We start from the raw sequence: 26,226 nt of genomic DNA on the forward strand, positions 1-26,226 counted from the left end.
GAACAAAATATTTTATTGATCAGTCAAGCTTAAATATTTTTTTGGCATTATTTGTAGTAATTTCTCCTACTTCAGCAATTGAAATATTGTAAATTTTTGAAAGCTTATCTGCTACTTCAACCAGATAACTACTCTCGTTTCGCTTTCCACGATATGGAGTAGGAGCTAAGTAAGGAGCATCTGTTTCCAGTACAATATGCTTGACATCTATTTCATTTAAGAACGTATCTATTTTACCATTCTTAAATGTTACAACGCCTCCAATTCCGAGCATTAAGTTAAAATCTATCGCTCGCAGTGCATCCTCTTTAGTGCCGGTAAAGCAATGAAATACCCCTCTTAAACGATCATTTTTTTCCTTTTCAAGTACTTCAAATACTTCTTTAAAAGCATCTCTACAATGTATAACTATAGGTAAATCGTATTGCTTAGCCCATTGTATTTGTTGAGCAAAGGCCTCTTTTTGAATCTCTTTTGTTGATTTATCCCAATATAAGTCTACACCAATTTCACCTATAGCAATATGTTTTCTTAAAGCAAGTTCATTTTCTACGTGACTAAGTTCATCTGCTAGACTTTCTGGTTTGACATGGGTAGGATGTAAGCCCACCATTACATGCATAGATTCTGGATACCTTTCTTTTAAGTCCCACATTTTTGCAGTGTAGGTAGAATCAATTGCCGGAAGAACAAAATCTGTAATGTCCAGCTCCTGTGCTCTAGCAATCATTATATCGCGATCTTCATCAAAAGATTCGCTGTAAAGGTGGGTATGAGTGTCTATAAACATATGCGGTAAATTTAAAAATTAGCTGTTAGCAGACGTAAACTTTATTAAAAATTTAAAATTCAAGTGTTTTATTTACTCTAAGTTTGGCCACTTAGCATTTATTATGATTTCACTTTGGCAGTTTCTGAAAAAGAAAAAATATAAGAGAATTCCGCTTTCACCAGTAGGCACAGGACATCTCAAATTTGAAGCTACAATTAATGGAGTTTCTGGTGAATTTATATTAGATACCGGAGCTTCAAATACGTGCATAGGTTTTGAAGATCTCGAGCGTTTCAAATTATATGCAAAAGATAGTGAGGTCAAGGCTGCCGGAGCAGGTGCGATTGATATGCTTACACAAATTGCTCAAGATAATCTAATCGAAATAGGTCCTTGGAAAACAAAAAATATTTCAATTGTTTTATTTGATTTATCACACGTAAACCAAGCGCTCATTAATCATGATGCGAAGCCAGTAAGTGGAATTATTGGTGCTGATGTATTAAAATTAGGCAAGGCAATTATCGACTATCAGTATAATTGTATGTATCTGAAATAATTTTAGCCTTTCGAGGCTTTTAAGTAAGTCAATTTAAACACTTCGGTTACTAAAGTTTTAACTGCATCAAAATGTCGTGTAACCTCGCTCACGACCCCATTTTTCTTGGGAGATTTAAAGTTTTTCTCTTCCTAATTGTTATAAATAAAGAAAGCCAGAAAGGCTATTATAAAACGCTTCACTTCGGTTACTAAAGTTTTAACTGCATCAAGTTGTCATGTAACCTCGCTAACCACTCCTTTTTTCTTAAAGATTTGAAGTTTTCTATTACTAATTATTGGAAATAAAGAAAGCCAGCTCGAGAGCTGGCTTTCACCCCAAATCATAATTGATTATTACAAGTCAATTACAACAGTCTTAAATATTTTTTGCTTTAAAAGCTTGAAACAAAACTAAAGTATTTTTTTATTAATTAAAAACATTTAAATATTGCTCTTAATTTTAATTTCTTAGATAGCTATCAGTAGTGATAGCTTTATTTTCTTGACTTTTATATTGCATCATTTTAAATCCTGGGTGAATGCAATAACTTCCTGTATCTCCTTTTTTGTTGATTGCAATATAGGCAACCTGAAAATTTACATGATTGGGATTCTTAGATACTATTCTTCTTATTGCTTCTTCACAGGCTTCTTGCGGACTCATTCCGTTGCGCATAAGTTCGACAATTAAAAAGCTACCCACAGTTTTGATGACTTCTTCACCCATTCCGGTAGCAGCAGCACCTCCTATCTCATTGTCAATAAATAGACCGCTGCCTATAATAGGACTGTCTCCTACACGGCCTTTCATTTTATACGCAAGTCCAGAAGTAGTACACGCTCCAGAAATATTTCCTTTTTTGTCTAAGGCGAGCATTCCTATGGTATCGTGATTTTCAATATTAATCAGCGGTTTATAATCAGATGTTTTTAACCATTCTTGCCAAGCCTCTTCAGATTCTGGGGTTAACAATTTTTCAGCATTAAATCCATTTTTCAAGGCAAAGTCTTCAGCTCCTTTGCCTGTAAGAATTACATGGGGCGTTTTGTTCATTACCTCCCGAGCAAGAGCAGCAACATTGGTAATGTTTTCCACACACATCACCGCTCCACAGTTACCGGTGTGATCCATTACACACGCATCTAATGTTACATTCCCTTCTCGATCTGGGGAGCCTCCTTTACCTACAGTTGTATTTTTAATATTTTCCTCCTCCACAGCTACTCCTGCAATTACTGCATCTATTGCTTCATATCCTTTATCCAGAAGTTCGCCGGCCACGGCATTGGCTTTAGTAAATTCCCAGGTACAAATAGCAACTGCATGTTCTTTCATAGGTTTCTCAATAATCGTTTTTGAGTTTAATTTATAATCTTTTCCTCTGGCGATGCTTGTTAATCCCAAAGTAATGGCGATTGTATTTAGGCTGGTAGTGGCAATAAAGTTGCGACGCTTCATGAGTAATATCTATTATAAATAAAATAAACTGGTTTATTTTCTAAAAATAAGATTTCATTATAATAATTAGGAGATAGCTTTCATAATATTGCCGTCTTATTTTCAACAATATGCGCTGGTTAATATTTATTCTACTTTACATCTTAATCGATTTATATGCTTTTCAGGCCTTCAGAACTCTTTCCAAGAATTTCTGGCTAGCAGGTATTTACATTTTTATATCTATTGCAGTATTACTTGTATTTATTTATACGCTTTCTAATATGGATAGATCAACCGGTATAGCCACTCGTGAAATGTATATTATGGGTTGGTTTTTAGTTTTATTTGTTCCTAAGCTAATTCTCATAGTAGTTTTATTTGGAGAAGATATCGTTCGTTTTATACTAAGCATATTCAATTCGCTATTTGGTGAATCTACTACCTATGAAATGCCTTCCCGACGAAAATTTGTAAGTGCGATAGCGCTCGGAATTGCTGCAATACCTTTTGCTTCTTTAATTTATGGAATGTATAAAGGTAAATATAGATATAGAGTGCTTTCCTATACCTTAGAATTTGATGACCTGCCTGAAGCATTTGATGGTTATCAAATTACTCAAATAAGTGATATTCATAGTGGCAGTTTTGATGATGCGAGTAAAATTAAATATGGTATCGACTTAATTAATGAGCAAGAAAGTGATGTCATTCTTTTTACAGGAGATCTAGTAAACAATTTTGCAAGTGAGATGAAACCTTGGACAGGATTATTTTCATCACTGAAAGCTAAAGACGGAGTTTACTCTGTACTGGGTAATCATGATTATGGAGATTATGCAGACTGGAGTTCTCAAGCTGAAAAGTCCGCAAATTTAGAAAGTCTGAAAACCCTTGAAGCCGAAATGGGATGGCAATTATTATTGAATGAGCATAAATTTATAACACGAGGTGAACAAAAAATTGCTTTAGTAGGAGTTGAGAACTGGGGGACTGGTTTTAAGCAAGTGGGAGATATTGATAAGGCTTCTGCAGGATTGTCAAGCGATGATTTTAAGATTTTAATGAGTCACGATCCTTCTTATTGGGCAGAACGTCTTAAAAAAGATTCTAAAAACTACCAACTTACTTTAAGTGGTCATACTCACGGAATGCAATTTGGGATAGAAATTCCAGGATGGATTAGGTGGAGTCCCGTTCAATATCGATATGAAAATTGGGCCGGGATTTACAAAGAAGGTAACCGGGTGCTCAATGTGAATAGGGGATTTGGATATTTAGGCTATCCGGGAAGAGTTGGAATTTGGCCAGAGGTTACAGTTATTAAGCTTAAAAAGAATAAATAAACGTTATTAAATGAAAGGTTATTCTTACCTATTTTAATTAATTACATTAATAATTTCCTTTAAATAAATGTTTTAATCTATAAAATACATATCTTAATAGTATTAAATTTTGAGATATGTTTTATAGAATTTTAGCTTCCTTTATTTTTCTAATGGTAAATCCTGTGTGTTTCTCCCAAGTAGGCATAGGCACAACAAGTCCGGATGCATCGGCATTATTAGAACTAAAGTCTGAATCTCAAGGCTTGTTGACTCCTAGAATGACAACAGCCCAACGTAATGCAATAAGCAATCCTGCAAATGGTCTTGTTGTATATGACACCGATGAATCTGCGTTATATTATTTTAAATCTTCATCTTGGTCAGAACTTCAAACCCAGAAAAAACGTGATAATTATGTTTTAGTTAAAAGTCAATCAGATTTTCCAGCGGCTTCGGGAGGAGTAATTACTTTGGATGAAGATACTTTTTACGAAATTAATGGTGAGATTATATTAACAAATTCAATAAATCTTAATGGCGCATATTTATCGGGCTTAGATGCAGCAGAAGATATATTAAAATTTACCGGAGGGGTTGTCTTCAAGGGTGGATTTGGAGGGAGTATACGAAATGTTACTCTGAGCGGTTCAAAAGCTTTCGAAATTGCAGGTCCTGGTATTGCTTCCTCAGAGTCACTATTAATTCAAAATACCATTGTAAATGGGATGACTACCAGTGTGGGATCCATTTCTGGTCTGGGTCTTCTCTTTTCTAATATTGTTCAATTTGTAGGTAATACAAATGGAATAACCTATTCCAATATCGGGAACTTATTATTAAACAATCAAGCCTGGCTGAATTCGAACAGGGGTACTTACGAGAAATTAACTGGATCTTTTGGGCTTATTGAGAAGGTTAGTGGCTTTAGTACTGTTGCTGGTTCAGCAATTGCATTTGATGTGAGTTCTAACCCTATACTGCCGGCTACTGGTAGTGCTGTAATGTTAGGAACTGTTTTTTCAGGCAACTCCACTAATGCCTATATTCGGGGATATACCTCAGGGTCCTACATAGGATATAATTTCACAAATGACTGGACAGTAAATTGTCCTGGTATACCTGCAGAATCAGATAATGAAGCTACGGGTAATATATATTTTGATTCCGCGCCAGTTACTGTATTGGGATCAACCGCAATAAAGCTTCCTGTCACAACATTATCAACCCGACTTTTTAGAATGTCTAATGCGAGTGTTTCAAATAGATTGGTTTATCAAGGAAAAAAATCTCGGGCTATTAATATTTTTGGGGCTATATCATTCACTGCTATAGGGGGTATGCGAGTTACCTTTTCAATCCGAAAAAATGGCAATATCGTTTCGGGAACCGAAGTCATCTATGATATAATAAACACTAACGATAGGCAAGGATTGTCAATTATAGGAACTGTTGATGTAAATCCTAATGATTACATTGAAATTTATGTAGAAAGGAATACATCTTCTGGAACAAATCAATTTTTAGTTACGAGTTATAATCTTATAGGAAATTAATATATGACCATCTTTTTATAATATTTTCTTAAAATAGAGGCATTAAGTCATTTAACCTTATATTTATTCAACTAAAAGAGCATGAGGTATGTCAAAATTTGGAGCACTCATAGATTTACAAATTCCTGTTTTAATTGATTTCTATACAGAATGGAATGAACAATCCACTACTATGCACGCTATTCTACGTGACGTGGCTGCGGCATTAGGAGATAGAGTAAAAGTTGTGAAAATTGACGTTGATAAAAATCCTGAGTTAGCTGAAGCTCTTAGAATAAAGGGCTTGCCTACATTAGTGATTTATAAAAATGGAGAGATGAAGTGGAGGCAAAGCGGAGAGCTTGATGCCAATTCTTTAATTTCTATTGTTCAGAAATTTGTTTAAAGCCCTTTAAATATATATCCCTTTTTTGAAAAATGCTCTAGAACACGAGGCAGCGCATACTTCATATTATTTTCAGCTTTTAAGCTATCGTGAAAAACTATAATGCTGCCATCTTCAGCATAATTTAGTACATTATCTAAACATTTATTTTTATCTATAGCGCTGTCCCAGTCATAAGCAATAACGTCATACATTACGATTTGGTAATTTTTCTCAATCAATCTATTAGCCTGTCTTTTTTTAATTTTTCCGTAAGGAGGTCTAAAGAATAATGGATGCTGGCCAAGCTTTTGGGTTAGTATCTTTTCAGTCTTAGTAATATTTATTAGATAATCTTCATTATCCGTTTTCCACCCATTGAGATGGTTAAATGTATGATTGCCTATAGTGTGATTACTCTTAATAAGTAAATTGAATATATCTGGATGCTTTACAATGTTGTCTCCTATACAGAAAAAACTAGCTTGTGCATTAAAATTTTCCAAGGTTTTTAAAACCCACGGAGTGATTTGTGGAATAGGACCATCGTCAAAGGTTAGGTAAAGTGTCTTTTGCGAAGAGTTTTTAGTTTTCTTATCCCATATATACTTACTGTAAAGACGCTTAATTATCTTAGGCGTCTTTACCGGTAAGTTAAGTTTAATAGGCATTATCTTATCTAGTTGTATCTCTGGGAATAGCAATTGATGAGTCTCTTATCTGCTCAGTAGGCTGAGATGTTTCTGGAGCAGTCTCATTTTCTCCGTAAAACTGACTGAATTTACGCAAGTACGAATTAAATTCTTTAGCTTTTTCAGGTAAGATTTCTTGATCCTGATTACGAATTAATAAATCTACTAAGCTTCGATAGCGTTCAATATCTGTAATAATATCTTGCGCGTATTTATACTGTCTGTTGAGATCTACTGTACTCCAATAATTCAATTTCTCTTGATATTTCTTAGCAACCTCACCCCATAATTTGCGGGCTTTTGCTTGCTCTCCTACTTGATAATAACCACTTATATAGGGTTCAAGAAGTGTGTAGTATTCAAATGTATCAACTGGCATTTTCTCCATTGCAAGATCAAGTACGTCTTTAGCTTCACCAAATTGCTTTTCATTGATTAAGGTTTCAGTAAGACGTGCCAGATTGCCTCGGTACGTGATTCCATTACGACGTGTTTCAGTATCATGATAAACATCTGGATCTCCACTATTACCCCAATACCAGTTCATTGCGATATTGTAGAATTTTTCAGAATCAATACGTCCCATATCATAAGGAGATTGTGGGTCTATAGGTGTGCGAATAGGTACCAGTTTATAACATACACCGTCTAACTGAAGGTAATCTTTCATCCATAAATAGTCGTCATCTCCAAAGCTTCCGCCTGTAAAGTAAATAGGACGTTCCCAATTATTGTTTGCAATCACATCCAGCATAAGCAGTCGGTTTTTATAAAGAACATCTTCTTTAATATTGACTACTATACTAGGAACAATTAGATCTGAATCTTTTTGAGGCACAATCCCTTTGCTTAGAACTGTATTTTTATCTACAGGAATACGTATAAGTTTTGTAGGGTAGGTATGTACCATAGTACCACTTTGTAATTCTTCCATGGTTCTAATATCATCACTTGCAATCCAGTTCATCCAAGTTTTGATATCAAGTGTGTCATTAGGTTTTAGATCATTATACCAAATAGCATCTCTGTTGCCTGCGACATATTTATCGTGCGTAAGCTGAGAAGGGATAGGGTCACTTTCGTAAGCCTTACGCTTCATATCATCTATATACCATGATGTCTGGAAGAGACTGGTATTTACAATACGTACATCTCTACGGTAGCCTTCAATTTCTTGCGCGTACCACAATGCGAAAGTATCATTATCACCTATGGTAAATAGAATGGCATTTTCATCACAACTGTCTAAATACATTTTTGCCATTGCAAGTGCTGTTTTGCGATTAGATCTATCATGATCATCCCAATTCTGAGAAGCCAAAATTACAGGTGCAGCAAGAAGGCAGACTACAGTGATTGCAGGCAGTACAATTTTTGAAGATACTTTATCTTTTAGCATGTCATATAATGCATATACTCCAAAACCTATCCACATTGCAAAAACATAAAAAGAGCCCACAAGTGCGTAGTCTCGTTCTCGAGGTTCAAAAGCACGCTCGTTTAGATATATTTTAAGTGCAATACCGGTAAATAGAAAGAGGACAAGAAGTACCCAAAAACTTTTCTTGTCTTTGCTTGCTTGAAATACAAGTCCTAATAAACCGAGTATAAGTGGTAAGAAGAAATACATATTTCTTCCTTTGTTGTTGAGAACGTCGCTAGGCAAATTATCCTGAGGTCCTAATCTGGCTTCGTCTATAAAAGAAATTCCACTTAACCAGTTTCCATGGATATCGTCATAATTCCCTTGAATATCATCCTGGCGTCCTGTGAAATTCCACATAAAATAACGCCAATACATATAGCCAAATTGAAAATCAAATAGGTACGCTAAGTTATCTGAAAATGATGGAGGATCAACATCAATATATTGCCTAATACGCATTAAGAAAGACTGAAACCCTTCATTATCTATACGGCCTTGCGCGTAATCAGATTTAAATTTTGCAACTGCTTGCTGCAATTCTTGATTGTCTGCATATTCTGGCTTGACTTGAAATTGTAACGGACCGGTAAATTGCATATAATTTGCAATATGATCTGTACTCCACATACGAGGTAAGAAAACCTTATGCCGATCTTCAGAATTTTGTACAGCGTTTTCCCACTCGTTTATAATAATATATTTACCGCTCTTTTCATCCTTTTCATAATTAGGCTTGCCATCTATATATGGGTTTTGAGCATCAAGACCTCCATAAATTTCTGTAAACTGCGGCCCATAAAACAAATGTGTTTCTGGATACTGCTCACGGTTATAATAAGCTAATAACTCACGGGCATTATTAGGATTGTTTTCATTAATGGTGGTTCCTGCATTTGCGCGTATAGGAAGCATTAACCAACTAGAAAAACCAATAAAAATAAATAGAATTGAAAGGATTAAAGTATTGAGTTGGTAATAAGATTTTTTTCTAGTGAATTTCAGTAAGAAATAAAAGATACCTATAAATACTATACCGGCTATTATAGTTCCGCTATTAAATGGAAGTCCAAAGGAATTGACAAAGAATACTTCGGCGTAGCCAAAAAAGCTTAACGTATAAGGTAATAGGAATTTGAAAATAAACATCAATACAGCAACTACAATTACATTGGCTACAATAAAATTCTTGATCGTAATTGTTTTGTAATTTTTAAAGAAATATAGAAAGCCGATTGCAGGAATAGTTAATAGCGCCATAAAGTGAACACCAAAGGAAAGTCCTACTATAAAGCAAATAAGCATTAACCATCTATTGCCTCGAGGTTTAAACATATCGCGCTCCCATAAAAGAGCAACATAAAATAAGGCCGATAGCATAAACATAGCCATCGCATATACTTCTGCTTCTACTGCATTAAACCAAAAACTGTCTGTGAATGCAAAAGCAGTTGAACCTATAAAAGAAGCTGCTAAAACAGCAATTTGATCTGTACTCGATAAAACTTCTTTATTGCGTTTAAGCAACTTACGCAATAACAAAGAGATTGACCAGCACATAAATAGGATCGTGAATGCAGATGCTAAACACGACATAAAATTCACACATAAAGCAACGTAGGTTGCATCTGGAGCGAAAATTGAGAAAAATGCACCTAGCATTTGATACAATGGAGCTCCTGGCGGGTGGCCAATTTCTAACTTTGAGGAGGTAGAAATATATTCACCAGCATCCCAGAAACTGGCTGTAGGCTCTACAGTTAAACTGTAAGTGATTAATGCAATGGTAAATGCACACCAACCAACTATTTTATTATACTTCGGGAAATTGAAGTTTGTCATAAGGCAAATTTAGCAAGCAGCGAATTTAAGAATTAATACGGTAATGAATTCTGTTTTATATAAAACGACGTGCAGAAACAAAATATTTTTTCTTTTGAAATTTTTCTCAAAAAAAGATTTGCTGAACAAAAACTTTGTTTTAAATTTGCAGCCGCATTCGCAAGTCAGGTGAATGTTTTCTTGTAATAAGAAAAGGTCAATGGCCTATGGTGTAACTGGCAACACGTCTGGTTTTGGTCCAGAAGAGTCTAGGTTCGAGCCCTAGTAGGCCAACAAAAAAATCCGAATCATTTTGATTCGGATTTTTTTATTTAAATCATATAGATTGTCTTATGCTTGCTGATTTGCGGTTATGTAATAGAGCATGTTTGTGTAAAATGATATGCCTTTAGTGTCTTTGGCAATGCAATCGCACAAGAAAGATTTAAGTTGAGATGATTCTATTTCTATTATACTTTCAGAATTGGGAGATTCCGGAAAAATAGATTTTAAATGAATGCGCGTATTCGCTCCTCTATGTTCTAAAATAACTTCGGAAGCTTTAAAGAATTTTTTCAAGATTGCAATTTGAATACGTTCAGAATTTTTGGAGGTGTAATTTTCAGAGCAGTTTTGATCTATAATCTGAAACAGATTACCTAAGATATCTTGAGTAGAAGTTTTCATACCGATTATTTTAGAGTTTGATCTAATTTAATCTTGTTTCTAGTTCTTAACTTTTAATGAAATGTTATTTAGAAAAGAATTAACTAAAATTCTCTAGGTTAATTTTAAATATTAAGAGGGTTATTTGAGTAGCGGTAAGTCTGTCAAAATGTTTTTTAGCTTCCACGTTTAGAATAGGATAGCTTTGGGTTTTTTAAACTTCAAAATTATTACTATATTTGCAGCGTTAATTAAGAAAAAAATTAAACGAGGGGACATTTAAAGTCCCCTCTTTTTATAGGATCATGTTGAAGGAAAAAGTAAAAGCTCTTTTAGAAGAGGCGTTTGAGGAGTACAAGTCACTATTTTTAGTTGACCTCATATTTAAGGGAAATAACGAAATCACTGTTGTTATAGACGGTGACGAAGGTGTGACTGTACAAGATTGCATTAATGTAAGTCGTAAGGTGGAGCATAATCTAGACCGAGAAGAAGAAGATTTTTCTTTAGAGGTTATGTCATCTGGTGCTACAGAACCATTAATCAATAAAAGACAATACAAAAAGAATATAGGTAGAGATCTTGAAGTTAAGCTTCAAGATGGCTCTAAAGTAACAGGACTTCTTACTGAAGTAGATGATCAAGGTGTGACATTGTCTTGGAAAGAACGTGTTGCGAAAGAAGTAGGAAAGGGCAAGGTGACTGTAGATAAAGAAGAAGTGTTTTCTTTTGACAGCATAGAGCAAGCAAAAGTTAAGATAAAATTTTAAGTACATAGCATGGAAAATATTGCGTTAATCGAATCGTTTTCAGAGTTTAAAGATGATAAACTAATTGATAGAGTAATGCTTATGGCAATACTCGAAGAGGTTTTTAGAAGTACGTTGAAAAAGCGTTTTGGAAGTGATGATAATTTTGATATAATTATTAATCCTGATAAAGGGGATTTAGAGATTTGGCGTAATCGTGTTGTAGTAGCTGACGGTGAAGTAGAAGATGAGAATTCAGAAATTAGTTTAAGTGAAGCTCATAAAATTGAACCTGACTTTGAAGTAGGTGAAGATGTTTCTCAAGAAGTTAAATTAATTGATTTGGGACGTAGATCTATTTTAGCATTACGTCAGAATTTAATTAGTAAAATTCATGAGCACGATAATACTAATATATACAAGCAATTTAAAGATTTAGAAGGTGAGCTCTATAATGCAGAAGTGCATCATATAAGACATCGTGCTATTATATTATTAGATGATGAGGGTAATGAGATTATCATGCCTAAAGAGAAGCAAATTCCTTCGGATTTTTTCCGAAAAGGAGAAAGTGTAAGAGGTATAATCGAGAGCGTTGAGTTAAAGGGTAATAAGCCTTCAATTATTATGTCTCGTACCTCGCCGTTATTCTTAGAAAAGCTTTTTGAATCTGAAATTCCAGAGGTTTTTGATGGTTTAATTACTGTTAAGAAAGTAGTGAGAATACCAGGTGAGAAAGCTAAAGTTGCTGTAGATTCTTACGATGATCGTATTGATCCTGTAGGAGCTTGTGTGGGAATGAAAGGTTCTCGTATTCACGGTATAGTTCGTGAGTTAGGTAATGAGAATATAGATGTAATTAATTATACAGCAAACTTGCAGCTTTTTATAACGAGAGCTTTGAGTCCGGCTAAGATTACGTCGATTAAGATAAATGAAGAAAATAAAACTGCCGAAGTTATGCTTAAGCCTGAGGAGGTTTCAAAAGCAATAGGTAGAGGTGGTCATAATATACGTTTAGCAGGACAGCTAACCGGATATGAAATTGATGTGTACAGAGAAGGAGTGGAAGAGGATGTTGAGCTTTCTGAATTCTCTGATGAAGTTGAAGCTTGGGTAATAGCTGAGTTTTCAAAAATAGGTTTAGATACCGCAAAAAGTATTTTAGAACAAGACGTAGAAGATCTTGTACGCAGAACAGACCTTGAGGAAGAAACCGTATTAGATGTGATGCGTATTCTTCGTGAAGAGTTTGAACAATAACTAGGAGTGTACAGGTTTTTTAGGTTAATTTTATAGCGAATTATAGCATTTTATGGCAGAAGTAAGAAACATGAGGTTAAATAAGGTATTACGTGAACTTAATATTTCACTTGATCGTGCAGTAGATTTCCTAAAGGAAAAAGGTCACGAAATTGAAGCGCGTCCTACCACAAAAATCTCTGCCGAAATCTACGAGGTTCTCTCTGATCAATTTCAGACAGATGCCAATAAAAAAGTAGCGTCAAAAGAGGTAGCTCAAGAGAAGCAAAAAGAGAAGGAGGCGTTGCGTTTAGCTCGTGAAGAAGAAATCGAAGAAAAACGCCAGACTAGAGAAACTCAGTCTGAGGTAATACGTGCAAAATCTAGTCTTCAGGGGCCTAAGCAAGTAGGTAAAATCGATCTAGACAAGCCTAGTAAACCTAAAGAAAGTTCAGAGCCGGTTAAGGCTGAAGAGAAACCAGAGGCTCCTGTTGAGGAGGTTGCTGCTCCTAAAGCTGAAGCTGTTCCAGAAAAAGTGGTTGAGGAGGTTAAAGAAACACCAAAGGCTGTCGAAGAAACTCCTAAACCTAAAGTTGAGGAAGTTGCTAAAGAAGAGCCTAAGGTTGTTGAAGCTCCAAAAGCAGCACCTGTAGAGGTTAAAAAAGAGGAGCCTAAAAGGGAAGTTGTAAAACCTCAAGATCAAAAGGCTGAACCTAAAAAAGAAGAGCCTAAATTAGGTGATGACGTTTTAAAAACGGATTATAAGAAATTAGATGGCCCGAATTTCACAGGTCAAAAGATCGACTTATCTCAGTTTAAAAAACCTGAGAAAAAGAAAAAGCCGGTTGCTAATGATGATAAGAAGCGTAAGCGCAAGCGTATTAGTAAAGCGCCGGGAACTACTGGATCTAATCCATCTGGATCTAACGCTAATAACAATCGCGGTAAGAACACCAGAAATACCGGTGGTAATAGAAGAGGTTCAACTCCAGTAGTTAAAGAAGAGCCTACTGAAGAAGAAGTACAAAAACAAGTACGTGAGACCTTAGAAAAACTTCAAGGGAAATCAAGTAAAGGTAAGGGTGCAAAATACCGTCGTGATAAAAGAGATCAACATCGTCAGAAAAACGAGGATGAGCAAGCGCAGCAAGAAGCAGAAAACAAAGTTCTTAAAGTTACAGAATTTGTTACTGTAAGTGAAGTTGCAACAATGATGGATGTGCAGGTTACTAAAGTTATTTCTGCTTGTATGTCTTTAGGTATGATGGTGACAATGAATCAGCGTCTAGATGCTGAAACATTATCTATTGTAGCTGATGAATTTGGATATGAAGTTGACTTCGTTAATGCAGATATTAAAGAGTCTGTTGCTATTCAAGAAGATGCTGCAGAAGACCTAAAGCATAGAGCTCCTATTGTAACCGTAATGGGTCACGTTGACCACGGTAAAACTTCATTGTTGGATTATATTCGAGAAGAGAATGTTATTGCAGGTGAAAGTGGTGGTATTACGCAGCATATTGGTGCGTATGGTGTAACTCTTAAAGATGGTCAAAAGATTGCATTTTTAGATACACCGGGTCACGAAGCGTTTACAGCAATGCGTGCTCGTGGTGCTCAGGTTACAGATATTGCTATTATTGTTGTAGCGGCAGATGATGATGTAATGCCACAAACTAAAGAGGCGATTTCTCACGCTCAAGCAGCAGGTGTGCCTATCGTATTTGCGATAAACAAGATCGATAAACCTACATCTAATCCAGAGAAAATTAAAGAGCAATTGGCTCAAATGAATTTACTTGTTGAAGATTGGGGTGGTAAAATTCAATCTCACGACATATCTGCAAAAACAGGTGCTGGAGTTCCAGAACTTTTAGAAAAGGTTTTATTAGAGGCTGAAATTTTAGAGCTTAAAGCAAACCCAGATAAGAGAGCAAATGGTACTGTAGTAGAAGCATTCTTAGACAAAGGTAGAGGGTATGTTTCTACCATACTTGTAGAAGGTGGTACACTTAGAATTGGAGATTACGTTCTTGCTGGTACGAATAGTGGTAAGATAAAAGCCATGCAAGATGAGCGTGGTAAAGAAGTAAAAGAAGCAGGTCCATCTACGCCAGTATCAATATTAGGTCTTGATGGTGCGCCTCAGGCAGGTGATAAGTTTAATGTAATGGTTGATGAGCGTGAAGCTAAAGATATTGCTTCAAAACGTACTCAATTACAACGTGAACAATCTGTAAGAACTCAGAAGCATATAACGCTTGATGAGATCGGAAGACGTATTGCTTTAGGTGACTTTAAAGAATTGAATATAATACTCAAAGGGGATGTTGATGGTTCTGTAGAAGCATTAACAGATAGTTTCCTTAAGTTATCTACAGATGAGATTGTAGTAAACATTATACATAAGGGTGTTGGTGCAATTACAGAAAGTGATGTGTTGTTAGCATCAGCGTCAGATGCCATTATTATAGGATTTAACGTGAGGCCAGCTGGTAATGCGCGTCAAGTTGCTGATAAGGAAGAAATCGATATCCGTACTTATTCGATAATCTACGATGCGATCAACGATCTTAAAGATGCAATGGAAGGTATGTTGTCTCCGGTTATGAAGGAGGAAATTACTGGTAATGCTGAAATTAGAGAGACATTCAAGATTTCTAAGATAGGTACAATTGCAGGTTGTATGGTAACGTCAGGTAAAATATTCCGAAATAATGGAGTGCGTCTTATTCGTGATGGTGTGGTTGTTTACACAGGGGAATTAGCTTCTCTTAAACGCTTTAAGGATGATGTGCGCGAAGTTGCCAAGGGATATGATTGTGGTATGCAAATCAAGAACTACAATGATATACGTGAGGGCGATATAGTTGAATCTTATCACCAGGTAGCTGTCAAGAAAAAGCTTAAATAATATAAGCTTATATAAAATAATAAACCCCCTGAAGATTCTTCAGGGGGTTTATTATTTATGGATCTTTTTGATTTTTATCGTTCGGGCTTCATGACAAACGCATTCGGAAATAATTTTTGAATTTGAATTAACGCACGATCTGCTTCTAGTCTGCTTCTAAAATTTCCTACCCAGACTTTATAATTTGGGCTTTCGTATACTATCTTGGGATTCCACTCGGTAAAACGAGATCTGTATTTACTATGCACACTATTTGCTCCTGTAACAGTACCATAATATAGTTGTACTTTATACCTATCTATTAGCTCATCGTCATTAGTCATTTTTGATTTAAGTGACAGTAATTCAGGTATTCTACTATCCTGAATGATATTTGAAGTAGCTGTTTGAGCATTAAGATTTGATGTAATTATTCCGCCTAAAAAGCAGAATAACAGGGGTTTTAAGAAGGTTCTTTTCATAAGAAAAAATGTTTAAGCAAAAGTAATTGTTATAACTCAAAGTCTCGGTTATTTATTATTTAGAACTCGTATAAATTACCTTTTAACGCTTTGCTAACACTTCAAAAATCCACTTCTAAGTCTTACTTTTGCCATCAAATTTGTCGGCATTCTTGTGAGCCTTGAGACCCTTGGATTTACTCATAATGGTGCCGCGCTAAGATGACAATTCTATCATACTATGAAACAGGGTAAAAACCTTAATTCAGCTTTTCGATTTTCTTTAATCACATTAGCTTTATTGCTTTCGTTCTCTTCTTTTGTATTTGCTCAAGAAGCAGAACAGCCTGCTGAGGGTGCTGCGGAGTCGGAAACTACGCCAGCAGTTCAAGGAGGTGATCCGGCTGCCGGGAAAGCTTTATTTAATGCAAACTGTGCGGCTTGTCACAAATTGTATAACCGTGCAACGGGGCCAGCACTTTTTGAAGTAACTGAGCGTCGCGACCGTGAGTGGTTGTATTTGTGGATTAAGAATAATCGCGCGCTTATCGATGCTGGTGATCCAGAAGCTTTAGAAGTTTATAATGAGTATAATCAAACTCCTATGAACTTATTTCCGCAACTGTCAAATGCAGATATCGATGATATTTTAGCTTATACAGATACGCCAAAGCCTGAGGCTGTTGCTCCTGCTGCTGGTAGTGCTGGTGCTTCTCAGGGAGGTGGAGGTGTTTCTACAACTATTATACTAAGTATATTAGCTGTGGTTCTTGTAATGTTAGTTGCAGTGCTGTTCTTGGTGAATAATACATTAAGAAAGTTTGCAGTTGCTCAGGGAGTTGAATTACCTGTACAGGAAAAGAGAAAGCCAATTTATAAGTCATTTGTAGAAAATCAATTTCTTGTATTGGTTTCAGTAATTATATTGCTTTTAGGTGGTGCGTATTTTGCTTACGGGTGGATGATGCAGGTAGGAGTTGATCAGGGTTATGAGCCAATTCAACCAATTCATTATTCGCATAGAATACATGCTGGTGAAAACCAAATTGAGTGTAAGTATTGTCACTCTTCAGCAAGAACAAGTAAGCATTCAGGTATTCCTTCTCTTAATGTGTGTATGAACTGTCACAAGAGTATTTCTGAGGTAGCTGATAACACTTCTGAATTTACTTCTGTAACTGACGATTATTCAAAAGAATTTTACGATAAAGAGATTCAAAAGCTTTATAAGGCTACTGGATGGGATCCTGCTACGCAATCTTATACGGGAGAAACTCAAGCGGTAGAGTGGGTGAGAATCCATAATTTACCAGATTTTGCATATTTCAATCACTCTCAGCATGTAAGTGTGGCAGGTGTTCAGTGTCAAACTTGTCACGGTCCTGTTGAAGAGATGGAAGTTATGTATCAATTTGCTCCTTTAACTATGGGATGGTGTATTAACTGTCATAGAGAAACCAATGTAAAGATTGATGGCAATCCTTATTATGAAAAAATTCACGAAGAGCTTTCTAAGAAGTATGGTGTTGAGCAATTGACGGTAGCTCAAATGGGAGGTCTTGAATGTGGAAAATGCCATTATTAAATTATAAAGTAAACGTGTTGTTTAATCTCGCGTTCCAAAATAAATAACAATAGATTTTATGTCATCAAACAAGAAATACTGGAAAAGTGTTGAGGAGCTAAATGAAAATAGCTCTATTGTTGAGGCGCTTAAACAAAATGAGTTTGCGCAGGAGATTCCTATGGATGAGTTTCTAGGCGACAAGAATTCGTTAGATGCTTCTTCTACTACGCGTCGTGATTTCTTAAAATATGTAGGCTTCTCAACTGCCGCTGCTACTTTAGCCGCCTGTGAGGGTCCTGTTGTGAAATCAATTCCTTATGTAGTTGCTCCAGATCGTATTACTGTGGGAAAAGCCGAGTACTATGCGTCTACAATGGCAGATGGTTTTGATTTTGCTAGTGTTTTAGTTAAGACACGTGAAGGAAGACCTATCAAAATTGAAAATAATAAAATGGCCTCCGCGTTAGGAGGTAATAATGCTCGTGTGCACGCTTCTGTATTATCTATGTATGATACTAAAAGATTGCAGGGGCCAAAAATTGATGGTAAAGATGTTTCTTGGGAGGAACTGGATGAAAATCTAGGTTCTAAGTTGAAGTCTTTAGGAGGGAAGAGTATTGTATTGTTAACTCAAACATTTGCTAGTCCGTCTACATCAAAACTAATAGCTGAATTTTCTGGAGCTTATACTAATGTTAAGCATGTTACTTATGATACGGTAAGTGAGAGTGCTACTTTAGATGCTTTCCAAAGCAAATACGGCACTCGTGCTTTGCCTGATTATGATTTCTCTAAAGCAGAGGTTATAGTTTCATTTGGCGCAGATTTCTTAGGAGATTGGCAAGGTGGAGGTTTTGGGCCGAGTTATTCAAAAAGTAGAGTTCCTCAAAATGGAAAAATGTCTAGGCATATCCAGTTTGAAGCAAATATGACTTTGTCTGGTGCAAATGCTGATAAGCGTGTTTTAATGACTCCTTCGGAGCAGAAGAAAGCGGTATTGGCGATGCAAAACCTTGTTGCTGGCGGTAGTTCTAATACAGGTCTTTCTCCAGAGCTTGACAAAGCGGTTAAAGCTGCTGCGACTCAATTACGCAATGCTGGAAGTAAGGGTGTTTTTATCACTGGGGTTCAAGATGCAAATGCTCAATTAGTGGCATTTTCAATTAATGAGTCTTTAGGTAGTGTTGTTATGGATACTCAATATCCTAAAATGACTCGCCAGGGTGACGCAAAAGCAGTACAACAGCTTGTGCGCGATATGAATGCGGGCTCTGTGGGTGCTATCTTGGTTATGGGAGTTAATCCTGTTTACAGTATGCCAAATGTGGCTGAGTTTAAGTCTGGGTTAGAGAAGGTTGATGTTCGTGTTTCTTTCAATATGAAAGAAGATGAAACTGGACTTTTATGTAATTATTTAGCTCCTACTCCGCATTATCTAGAATCTTGGGGTGATGTCGAAATAAAGAAAGGTCAAATCTGTTTAACACAGCCTACAATAAGACCTTTATTTAGTACAAGGCAGTTTCAGGATTCTTTGTTGACTTGGACAGGAAATACTCAAACTTATTACGATTATTTAAAGTCTAACTGGAGTAACTCGTTTACAAGTTGGAATCAAGCTTTGCATGATGGTATTGTTTCTGGTAGTATAAACACAGAAGCTGCAGATGAATATACTGCTGAGATGAGTAGTCATTCTGAGCACGGAGCGATTACTATGGCTAGTGCATTAGCTGCACTTGCTCAGGAAGATAACACTGGGAGTGGTTTTGATTTAACGCTTTATACAAGTACTGGATTAGGAGATGGTCAACAGGCTAACAATCCCTGGTTACAAGAATTTCCAGATCCTATAACACGAACTTCTTGGGATAACTTTTTGACAATGTCAAAGACTGATGCCGATAAGTTAGGTGTTGAAAATGAAATTACCTCCAAAGGTGAGTTAAACGGTAGTTATGTTACGATAACATTAGATGGTGTTAAACTAGAGAATGTGCCTGTGTACATTCAGCCGGGTCAAGCGCCTGGTTCAGTAGGTTTGGCCTTAGGTTATGGTAAAACTGCTGCTGTTCAAGATGAGATGAAAGTAGGTGTTAATGCTTACTCTTTATATAAAGATTTTAGTACAACTCAAAAAGTTGAGATAACTAAAACTAGCGGATGGCACGAGTTTGCTTGTGTTCAAATGCAAAATACAATGGCTGGTCGTGCAGACGATATAATTCGTGAGACTACGCTTGAAATATTCAATACTAAAGATGTTCATGCTTGGAACCCTGTAGGGGAGGTTGATTACAACCATTCTGAAATTGAAGTTAGAGACAAGAATGCAGATATCTGGGAATCGTTTGATGACACGGTAGGTCCGCATTTTAATCTTTCTATAGACTTAAATGCTTGTACAGGATGTGGGGCTTGTGTTATTGCTTGTCACGTTGAGAATAACGTTCCTGTTGTAGGAAAGCAAGAGGTTAGAAACTTTAGAGATATGCACTGGTTGCGTATCGACCGTTATTATTCTTCTGAAGATACTTTTGTTGAAGAGACTAAAACTCTTGAAGAATTACCTGCATTTGATTCATATGCCGTTGTAGAGGTTCAATCTTATGATAATCCTGAGGTTGCTTTTCAGCCTGTAATGTGTCAGCATTGTAATCATGCTCCTTGTGAGACTGTATGTCCTGTTGCTGCAATAGGTCACGGTAGACAAGGTCAAAACCAAATGACTTATAACCGTTGTGTAGGTACACGTTATTGCGCAAATAACTGTCCTTACAAAGTGCGTCGTTTCAACTGGTTCTTGTATAGTGAAAATGATGAGTTTGACTACAATATGAATAATGATTTAGGGCGTATGGTTCTTAATCCTGATGTAACAGTACGTTCTCGTGGTGTTATGGAGAAATGTTCTTTCTGTATCCAAATGACTCAAAAAACTATTCTTGATGCTAAACGAGAGGGTAGAACAGTAAAAGATGGAGAATTTACAACTGCTTGTAGTGATGCCTGCGATAATGGTGCTATTAAGTTTGGTGATGTAAATATGCCAGATTCAGAAATCGTAGAATTGAAAAATGATAAACGTAAGTATTATTTACTAGAGGATATAGGGGTAAAACCAAATGTATTCTATCATGTAAAAGTTAAGAATACTGCTGAAGCTTAAAATATTTTAAAATAAATATCAATATATTAATATGTCGTCACACTACGAAGCACCCATAAGAGAGCCTTTGATTCTTGGAGAGAAATCTTACCATGACATCAGTGTAGATGTAGGAGCTCCTATATTAGGAAAAGCCAATAAATCTTGGTGGATTGTTTTTTCTATAGCGCTTATCGCATTTTTGTGGGGTCTAGGCTGTATAGTTTATACGGTTACCACAGGAATTGGGGTTTGGGGTCTTAATAAAACTATAGGTTGGGCCTGGGATATCACTAACTTTGTTTGGTGGGTAGGTATTGGTCACGCGGGAACACTTATTTCTGCAGTACTTCTATTATTCCGTCAGAAATGGCGTATGGCAATCAACAGATCTGCAGAAGCAATGACAATTTTTGCTGTTGTTCAAGCAGGTTTATTCCCTATTATTCACATGGGACGTCCTTGGTTAGCTTATTGGGTATTACCTATTCCTAACCAGTTTGGATCATTATGGGTAAACTTTAATTCACCTTTACTTTGGGACGTATTTGCGATATCAACATACTTATCGGTATCCTTGGTTTTCTGGTGGACAGGATTACTTCCTGACTTTGCAATGATAAGAGACCGTACTAAGAGTCCTTTTCAGCAAAAAATATACGGGATATTAAGTTTTGGATGGAGTGGCCGTGCTAAAGACTGGCAACGATTTGAAGAGGTTTCTTTGGTTCTTGCAGGATTAGCAACTCCACTTGTACTTTCGGTACATACTATTGTATCTTTTGACTTTGCTACTTCAGTAGTTCCAGGATGGCATAGTACTATATTCCCTCCTTATTTTGTCGCTGGTGCTATTTTCTCTGGGTTTGCAATGGTACAGACATTACTATTAGTGATGCGTAAAGTTGTTAACCTTGAAAATTATATTACGATTGTTCACGTTGAGTTTATGAACAAAGTAATATTGTTAACAGGTGGGATCGTAACTGTTGCTTATTTGACAGAATATTTTATAGGGTGGTACTCAGGTGTTCCTTATGAAAACTATACTTACTTATCTTATGGAGCAGCAACAGGACCATACTGGTGGGCATTCTGGGCGCTTATTATATGTAACTTAATTGTGCCGCTTACACTTTGGGTAAAAGCTTGGAGAAGAAATATTGTTTGGACATTCTTCGTAGCTTTAGTAATCAATATAGGTATGTGGTTTGAGCGTTTTGATATTATTGTACTATGTTTAAGTAAAGACAGATTAACTTCTTCTTGGACAATGTTCTCACCGACGTTTGTAGATATAGGTGTATTTGTAGGTACAATAGGTTTCTTTTTTGTATTGTTCTTATTGTATGCACGTACTTTCCCAGTAATCGCTCAAGCAGAAGTTAAGAGTATTCTTAAATCTTCTGGAGAGCGCTACAAGAGAATTAGAGAGTCGGGTGAAGATTTAGCTGGTACTGCGGCAGACAAACGTACTTCTACTTATGCAGAGCGTACTTCTATTGCAGCTACTACTAATAATGATAATACATATCATCAAACAACTGTTAATGCAGATGTATTATTAGATACTGAGGCAAAACGAACTCAAGTGGATTTAATGTTATCTAGAATAGGTATTTATGATCCTGCAACGCAAACTGCAGATGACTTAAAGCGTATCAGCGGTATTGGTCCAATTCTAGAGCAAAAACTACATCAGCTTGGTATATATACCTTTGACCAAATGAGTAGAATGACAACAACAGATTATGATTTGTTAAATGAGATCGTAGCTGCAGAAAGAGCAGAGCGTGATGATTGGGCGGGTCAGGCACAAAAACTTAAACAATAAGATATGGCATCAGCAAACGTTTTACATGCGCTTTACAATGATGATGATATTCTCATGAAAGCTGTGAAGGAGCTACGTGCTAAAAAGTATAGAATCATTGATGTTTATACTCCTTTTCCTGTACACGGTTTAGATAAGGCAATGGGGCTTGCTCCCACGCGATTAGCTATTACTTCATTCTTGTACGGTTTAGTAGGTCTTAGTGTGGCTACATTGATGATGAATTATATAATGATAGAAGATTGGCCAAGAAATATAGGTGGTAAACCTAGTTTTTCTTATCTGCAAAATATGCCGGCCTTTGTACCTATTATGTTTGAATTAACGGTATTCTTCGCTGCTCACCTTATGGTTATTACTTTTTACCTAAGAAGTAAAATATGGCCTTTTAGGAAAGCTGAAAATCCAGATGTTAGAACGACAGATGATCATTTTCTAATTGAAGTTGATGCTGCAAATCACGATCTAGATGAGCTTTCTAAATTTCTATATGATACAGGAGCTTCTGAAATAAGTTTAATTCATAACGAAGAACACGCTTAACAAATGAGAAATAATATTCAAATATTAGGCTCTTTGATGTTGCTAATTGTTTTAGGCTCTTGCCAAAATAAGGATTATCGCAATTATCAATATATGCCTAACATGTACCAGGAGGTGAGCTACGAAGCTTACGGTAACTATGAGGTATTTCCAAATGGGATGGAAGCAATGATTCCTGCTGAAGGATCAGTTTCACGTGGTTGGATGCCTTATGAGTATGAAAATAGTACTGAAGGTTATCAAGCTGCTAAAAAAGGTTTAAGAAATCCGTTGCCATACACAGAAGATAATGTGAATGCAGGAAAAGAATTATATACTATTTACTGTGCTATTTGTCACGGAGATAAAGGAGATGGTCAAGGAACTTTAGCTGAACGCGAAAAGATTTTGGGTATTCCCGCATATAATGATCAAGGTAGAGCTATTACTGAAGGAAGTGTCTATCATGTAACCTATTACGGAATTAACACTATGGGTTCTTATGCTTCTCAAACTACCGATCGCGAACTATGGTTAATTAACCATTATGTAATGGATCTTAAAGATCAATTAGACGGAAAGACTAAACGAGCTTTTGACTCCGCGTCAACTGATGATGAAGCTTCTTTAACTGAAGAGGAAGCCACAGATGAAGGTGAAAATGCAACTGCTATGCCTTCTGAAGAAGCTAATATTGAAGAATAAATAAAGCCAGGATATTTCAAAATTATGTATACATTTTCTAGTAAATTAAGACTTTTCGCCATCATTAGTATGGTACTTGGGTTAGTTGGCTTGGTCTATGGCTTTCTTTCTGTTCCACATACAGTAGAAGAAGCTAGTGCTGTTTTAGCATCTCACGATGCTCACCACGAGTCTGAATCTTCTGAATCTCACGAGGAAACTAACTTTATAGATGAAGCGCGCCAGGAACATGGTTACTCAGAAGCAGCTATGTCTAAAGATAAAGACATGGGGCACAATGCTCATGAAGATGAGGAGCATATGGAGCACGTCTTGCATCAAATGCAAAGTAAACCGTGGTCTGCAGCTTTTGTTGCCGCATTCTTTTTTATGATGATAGCATTGGGAGCATTGGTTTTTTATGCTATTCAGACAGCAGCTCAGGCTGGGTGGTCTCCGGTATTATTTAGAGTGATGGAAGGGATTACTCATTATTTGCTTCCAGGTTCTATAATTGTACTTTTAATTGTTGTTTTTGCAGGTGAACATTTCTACCCTTGGCAGAATCACGAACTAGTAGCTGAAGATCAAATCTTACAAGATAAATCAGGGTATTTAAATTTTCCTTTCTGGCTAATTAGATCAGTTATATATGTTGCTGGTTGGAATCTTTATAGATTTTTCGCGAGAAAGAATAGTCTTGCAATGGATACTGCTGAGGATGATAGACCTTATAAAAACTTATTCAAGTTTTCAATTTACTTTTTAGCTTTCTTTTTAGTTACTGAGTCTACAATGGCCTGGGATTGGTTTATGTCTATGACTCCGCACTGGTATAGTACGCTATATGCTTGGTATATTCTTGCTGGAATAATGGTTTCTGCTGTAACAGTCATTGCGATCGTAACTGTATCATTAAAAGCAATAGGTCAGCTAGAATTTGTAAACGATAGTCACCTTCACGATTTAGCGAAGTTTATGTTTGGATTTAGTATTTTCTGGACATATTTGTGGTTTGGACAGTTTATGCTAATCTGGTATGCTAATATACCTGAAGAAGTAACTTATTTCATATTGAGAATACAGGAATATAACCCTATATTTTTCGGAATGTTAATATTGAATTTTGTATTTCCAATTGTAATTTTAATGAACAGCGACTTTAAACGAGTTTCCTGGTTTGTTGTTATAGCTGGTACAATTATACTTGTAGGGCATTACATAGATATTTTCTTACTAGTTATGCCATCTACAGTAGGACCATACTGGTCTTTCGGAATTACCGAATTCGCTGCAATATTATTTTTCCTAGGATTATTTATTCTAATGGTAGGCTTGGGTCTGTCTAGAGTTTCGTTGAGACCAAAGAATAATCCATTCTTAGTAGAAAGCGAGCATTTTCATTATTAATATCAACGAAGAGAAAAAGCACAACAATGACCGTTTTTTTAGTACTTATTGTAATTATACTTTTTGCTGTAACACTATGGCAAATGAGTAAGATATATGCACTCTCTAAAGGCAAATCGAAAGATGTGTCTGGAGAAGTTGCTAATGATAAAGATAACAGCGTCAATGCAAAATTGATGATCATGTTTACTGTCTTTCTTTATTTCTTAATGTTTTATTGTTTTTGGTATTATTCAAAATTTTATTTACCAGAAGCTTCGTCAGAACATGGTAGCAAATATGATAACTTAATGTTTATCTCCATTGCTCTAATTATGTTTGTACAGATTATTACGCAATTTCTTTTGCACTTTTTCTCTTACAAATACAAAGGAGAAAAAGGTAAACGTGCTCTTTTCTACGCAGACAATGATAAATTAGAATTCATATGGACAATTATTCCTGTAATAGTTCTTGCTGGTCTTATTATTTATGGTTTATTCACGTGGTCTGATATAATGAATTTTGAAGAGGATGAAGATGCTCTTGTGATTGAATTATATGCTCAGCGTTTTAACTGGAAGGCCCGTTATGCTGGAGATGACAATACATTAGGAAATGCTAACGTAAGATTTATCGAAGGTATAAATCAAATAGGTATTGATCCTAGTGATGCAGATGGTCAAGATGATATAGTGACTCAAGAGTTACATTTACCTGTAGGAAGACAAGTAATTTTTAAATTACGTTCACAGGATGTTCTACACTCTGCGTATATGCCGCATTTTAGAGCTCAAATGAATGTAGTTCCAGGTATGATTACTCAGTTTTCATTTACGCCCACTGTAACTACAGAAGATATACGTACTACTGATTACATGAAAGAGAAAATGCGTACGATTCAAAAGATACGTAACGATAGAAATAAAGTACTTGCAGCTGCAGGAGAGCCGGCTTTAGATGATTATGATGAGTTTGATTACTATTTGCTATGTAATAAAATTTGTGGAGAAAGTCACTACAATATGCAGATGAAAATAATTGTTGAGAGCGAGGAAGATTACGAAGCTTGGATTAAGCAACAGGAAACTTTCAAGGCTAGTATTGCAGATCAAGAATAAAAAAATACAAAAAAGAAAA

20 protein-coding genes and 1 tRNA gene are annotated in these 26,226 nt (G+C 36.1%); 15 read left to right on the plus strand and 6 right to left on the minus strand.

Annotated elements, in window-relative coordinates:
• Window positions 1-19: 19 nt before the first annotated feature.
• On the minus strand, window positions 20-790 hold the full coding sequence (locus DSM00_RS02105) for a TatD family hydrolase (protein WP_128756365.1): 771 nt from the start codon (window positions 788-790) through the stop codon (window positions 20-22).
• Window positions 791-893: 103 nt separating this feature from the next.
• On the opposite strand from DSM00_RS02105, the gene DSM00_RS02110 reads away from it, so the two are divergent.
• A complete protein-coding gene (locus DSM00_RS02110) occupies window positions 894-1,331 on the plus strand; it encodes a retropepsin-like aspartic protease (protein ID WP_128756366.1) in 438 nt (145 codons plus the stop codon).
• Between the two features lie 441 nt (window positions 1,332-1,772).
• Here the strand turns inward: DSM00_RS02110 and DSM00_RS02115 are convergent, their stop codons facing one another.
• Window positions 1,773-2,771, minus strand: a complete 999-nt coding sequence (locus DSM00_RS02115) for an isoaspartyl peptidase/L-asparaginase family protein (RefSeq protein WP_128756367.1) — start codon at window positions 2,769-2,771, stop codon at window positions 1,773-1,775.
• Window positions 2,772-2,881: 110 nt separating this feature from the next.
• Between DSM00_RS02115 and DSM00_RS02120 the strand changes: the two genes are divergently transcribed.
• From DSM00_RS02120 to DSM00_RS02130, 3 genes are all read left to right on the plus strand, one after another.
• A complete protein-coding gene (locus tag DSM00_RS02120; protein ID WP_128756368.1) occupies window positions 2,882-4,096 on the plus strand; it encodes a metallophosphoesterase in 1,215 nt (404 codons plus the stop codon).
• 116 nt (window positions 4,097-4,212) lie between these two features.
• On the plus strand, window positions 4,213-5,631 hold the full coding sequence (locus DSM00_RS02125) for a hypothetical protein (protein WP_128756369.1): 1,419 nt from the start codon (window positions 4,213-4,215) through the stop codon (window positions 5,629-5,631).
• Between the two features lie 88 nt (window positions 5,632-5,719).
• Window positions 5,720-6,016: a thioredoxin family protein gene (locus tag DSM00_RS02130; RefSeq protein WP_128756370.1), complete on the plus strand. Its 297-nt coding sequence runs from the start codon at window positions 5,720-5,722 to the stop codon at window positions 6,014-6,016.
• Here DSM00_RS02130 and DSM00_RS02135 read toward each other — a convergent pair.
• The gene (locus DSM00_RS02135; RefSeq protein ID WP_128756371.1) at window positions 6,013-6,666 is read right to left on the minus strand and encodes a polysaccharide deacetylase family protein; all 654 of its coding nucleotides are present in this window, start codon (window positions 6,664-6,666) and stop codon (window positions 6,013-6,015) included. The two genes, DSM00_RS02130 and DSM00_RS02135, sit on opposite strands and share 4 nt — an antisense overlap.
• A gap of 4 nt (window positions 6,667-6,670) precedes the next feature.
• Complete coding sequence (locus DSM00_RS02140; RefSeq protein WP_128756372.1) at window positions 6,671-9,952, minus strand: glycosyltransferase family 117 protein; 3,282 nt, start codon at window positions 9,950-9,952, stop codon at window positions 6,671-6,673.
• A gap of 200 nt (window positions 9,953-10,152) precedes the next feature.
• Between DSM00_RS02140 and DSM00_RS02145 the strand changes: the two genes are divergently transcribed.
• Window positions 10,153-10,225: transfer RNA gene (locus DSM00_RS02145), tRNA-Gln, on the plus strand.
• Between the two features lie 57 nt (window positions 10,226-10,282).
• Here the strand turns inward: DSM00_RS02145 and DSM00_RS02150 are convergent.
• Window positions 10,283-10,618 carry a hypothetical protein gene (locus DSM00_RS02150; RefSeq protein WP_128756373.1) on the minus strand — a complete coding sequence of 112 codons (336 nt, stop codon included), beginning with the start codon at window positions 10,616-10,618 and terminating at the stop codon, window positions 10,283-10,285.
• Between the two features lie 284 nt (window positions 10,619-10,902).
• Here DSM00_RS02150 and rimP point away from each other — a divergent pair, with 284 nt between their 5' ends.
• From rimP to infB, 3 genes are read left to right on the plus strand one after another with little or no spacing between them, the layout of a single operon-like run.
• Window positions 10,903-11,367 carry a ribosome assembly cofactor RimP gene (gene rimP, locus DSM00_RS02155; protein WP_128756374.1) on the plus strand — a complete coding sequence of 155 codons (465 nt, stop codon included), beginning with the start codon at window positions 10,903-10,905 and terminating at the stop codon, window positions 11,365-11,367.
• 9 nt (window positions 11,368-11,376) lie between these two features.
• On the plus strand, window positions 11,377-12,609 hold the full coding sequence (nusA, locus tag DSM00_RS02160) for a transcription termination factor NusA (protein WP_128756375.1): 1,233 nt from the start codon (window positions 11,377-11,379) through the stop codon (window positions 12,607-12,609).
• 52 nt (window positions 12,610-12,661) lie between these two features.
• Entirely contained in the window at window positions 12,662-15,502 is a 2,841-nt protein-coding gene (gene infB, locus DSM00_RS02165) for a translation initiation factor IF-2 (RefSeq protein ID WP_128756376.1), read from the plus strand.
• 74 nt (window positions 15,503-15,576) lie between these two features.
• On the opposite strand, the gene DSM00_RS02170 is transcribed toward infB, so the two are convergent.
• The gene (locus DSM00_RS02170) at window positions 15,577-15,963 is read right to left on the minus strand and encodes an SPOR domain-containing protein (RefSeq protein WP_128756377.1); all 387 of its coding nucleotides are present in this window, start codon (window positions 15,961-15,963) and stop codon (window positions 15,577-15,579) included.
• Between the two features lie 220 nt (window positions 15,964-16,183).
• On the opposite strand from DSM00_RS02170, the gene DSM00_RS02175 reads away from it, so the two are divergent.
• From DSM00_RS02175 to DSM00_RS02205, 7 genes are read left to right on the plus strand one after another with little or no spacing between them, the layout of a single operon-like run.
• Window positions 16,184-17,527, plus strand: coding sequence for a c-type cytochrome (locus tag DSM00_RS02175; RefSeq protein WP_128756378.1), 1,344 nt, complete (start codon window positions 16,184-16,186; stop codon window positions 17,525-17,527).
• A 58-nt stretch (window positions 17,528-17,585) separates the two neighbouring features.
• Window positions 17,586-20,678: a TAT-variant-translocated molybdopterin oxidoreductase gene (locus DSM00_RS02180; RefSeq protein WP_128756379.1), complete on the plus strand. Its 3,093-nt coding sequence runs from the start codon at window positions 17,586-17,588 to the stop codon at window positions 20,676-20,678.
• Window positions 20,679-20,709: 31 nt separating this feature from the next.
• Window positions 20,710-22,491 carry an NrfD/PsrC family molybdoenzyme membrane anchor subunit gene (nrfD, locus tag DSM00_RS02185; protein WP_128756380.1) on the plus strand — a complete coding sequence of 594 codons (1,782 nt, stop codon included), beginning with the start codon at window positions 20,710-20,712 and terminating at the stop codon, window positions 22,489-22,491.
• Window positions 22,492-22,494: 3 nt separating this feature from the next.
• Window positions 22,495-23,034, plus strand: coding sequence for a DUF3341 domain-containing protein (locus DSM00_RS02190; protein ID WP_128756381.1), 540 nt, complete (start codon window positions 22,495-22,497; stop codon window positions 23,032-23,034).
• Window positions 23,035-23,037: 3 nt separating this feature from the next.
• Window positions 23,038-23,718, plus strand: coding sequence for a c-type cytochrome (locus DSM00_RS02195; protein ID WP_128756382.1), 681 nt, complete (start codon window positions 23,038-23,040; stop codon window positions 23,716-23,718).
• A gap of 24 nt (window positions 23,719-23,742) precedes the next feature.
• Window positions 23,743-25,107 (plus strand): quinol:cytochrome C oxidoreductase, encoded by a 1,365-nt coding sequence (locus DSM00_RS02200; protein WP_164916281.1) that lies wholly within the window; start codon window positions 23,743-23,745, stop codon window positions 25,105-25,107.
• 26 nt (window positions 25,108-25,133) lie between these two features.
• Window positions 25,134-26,207 carry a cytochrome c oxidase subunit II gene (locus DSM00_RS02205; protein WP_128756383.1) on the plus strand — a complete coding sequence of 358 codons (1,074 nt, stop codon included), beginning with the start codon at window positions 25,134-25,136 and terminating at the stop codon, window positions 26,205-26,207.
• Window positions 26,208-26,226 lie beyond the last annotated feature (19 nt).

This window comes from Leeuwenhoekiella aequorea (assembly GCF_004104375.1).
GTDB lineage: Bacteria > Bacteroidota > Bacteroidia > Flavobacteriales > Flavobacteriaceae > Leeuwenhoekiella > Leeuwenhoekiella aequorea.

What these genes read in the sequence shown, in the direction of transcription:
- DSM00_RS02125 (WP_128756369.1), top strand. Translation starts at nt 4,213, where the DNA reads ATGTTTTATAGAATTTTAGCTTCCTTTATTTTTCTAATGGTAAATCCT.
- DSM00_RS02115 (WP_128756367.1), bottom strand. Translation starts at nt 2,771, where the DNA reads ATGAAGCGTCGCAACTTTATTGCCACTACCAGCCTAAATACAATCGCC.
- DSM00_RS02195 (WP_128756382.1), top strand. Translation starts at nt 23,038, where the DNA reads ATGAGAAATAATATTCAAATATTAGGCTCTTTGATGTTGCTAATTGTT.
- DSM00_RS02180 (WP_128756379.1), top strand. Translation starts at nt 17,586, where the DNA reads ATGTCATCAAACAAGAAATACTGGAAAAGTGTTGAGGAGCTAAATGAA.
- DSM00_RS02205 (WP_128756383.1), top strand. Translation starts at nt 25,134, where the DNA reads ATGACCGTTTTTTTAGTACTTATTGTAATTATACTTTTTGCTGTAACA.
- DSM00_RS02150 (WP_128756373.1), bottom strand. Translation starts at nt 10,618, where the DNA reads ATGAAAACTTCTACTCAAGATATCTTAGGTAATCTGTTTCAGATTATA.
- rimP (WP_128756374.1), top strand. Translation starts at nt 10,903, where the DNA reads ATGTTGAAGGAAAAAGTAAAAGCTCTTTTAGAAGAGGCGTTTGAGGAG.
- DSM00_RS02135 (WP_128756371.1), bottom strand. Translation starts at nt 6,666, where the DNA reads ATGCCTATTAAACTTAACTTACCGGTAAAGACGCCTAAGATAATTAAG.
- nrfD (WP_128756380.1), top strand. Translation starts at nt 20,710, where the DNA reads ATGTCGTCACACTACGAAGCACCCATAAGAGAGCCTTTGATTCTTGGA.
- DSM00_RS02130 (WP_128756370.1), top strand. Translation starts at nt 5,720, where the DNA reads ATGTCAAAATTTGGAGCACTCATAGATTTACAAATTCCTGTTTTAATT.
- DSM00_RS02105 (WP_128756365.1), bottom strand. Translation starts at nt 790, where the DNA reads ATGTTTATAGACACTCATACCCACCTTTACAGCGAATCTTTTGATGAA.
- DSM00_RS02190 (WP_128756381.1), top strand. Translation starts at nt 22,495, where the DNA reads ATGGCATCAGCAAACGTTTTACATGCGCTTTACAATGATGATGATATT.
- DSM00_RS02170 (WP_128756377.1), bottom strand. Translation starts at nt 15,963, where the DNA reads ATGAAAAGAACCTTCTTAAAACCCCTGTTATTCTGCTTTTTAGGCGGA.
- DSM00_RS02175 (WP_128756378.1), top strand. Translation starts at nt 16,184, where the DNA reads ATGAAACAGGGTAAAAACCTTAATTCAGCTTTTCGATTTTCTTTAATC.
- DSM00_RS02110 (WP_128756366.1), top strand. Translation starts at nt 894, where the DNA reads ATGATTTCACTTTGGCAGTTTCTGAAAAAGAAAAAATATAAGAGAATT.
- DSM00_RS02140 (WP_128756372.1), bottom strand. Translation starts at nt 9,952, where the DNA reads ATGACAAACTTCAATTTCCCGAAGTATAATAAAATAGTTGGTTGGTGT.
- DSM00_RS02200 (WP_164916281.1), top strand. Translation starts at nt 23,743, where the DNA reads ATGTATACATTTTCTAGTAAATTAAGACTTTTCGCCATCATTAGTATG.
- infB (WP_128756376.1), top strand. Translation starts at nt 12,662, where the DNA reads ATGGCAGAAGTAAGAAACATGAGGTTAAATAAGGTATTACGTGAACTT.
- nusA (WP_128756375.1), top strand. Translation starts at nt 11,377, where the DNA reads ATGGAAAATATTGCGTTAATCGAATCGTTTTCAGAGTTTAAAGATGAT.
- DSM00_RS02120 (WP_128756368.1), top strand. Translation starts at nt 2,882, where the DNA reads ATGCGCTGGTTAATATTTATTCTACTTTACATCTTAATCGATTTATAT.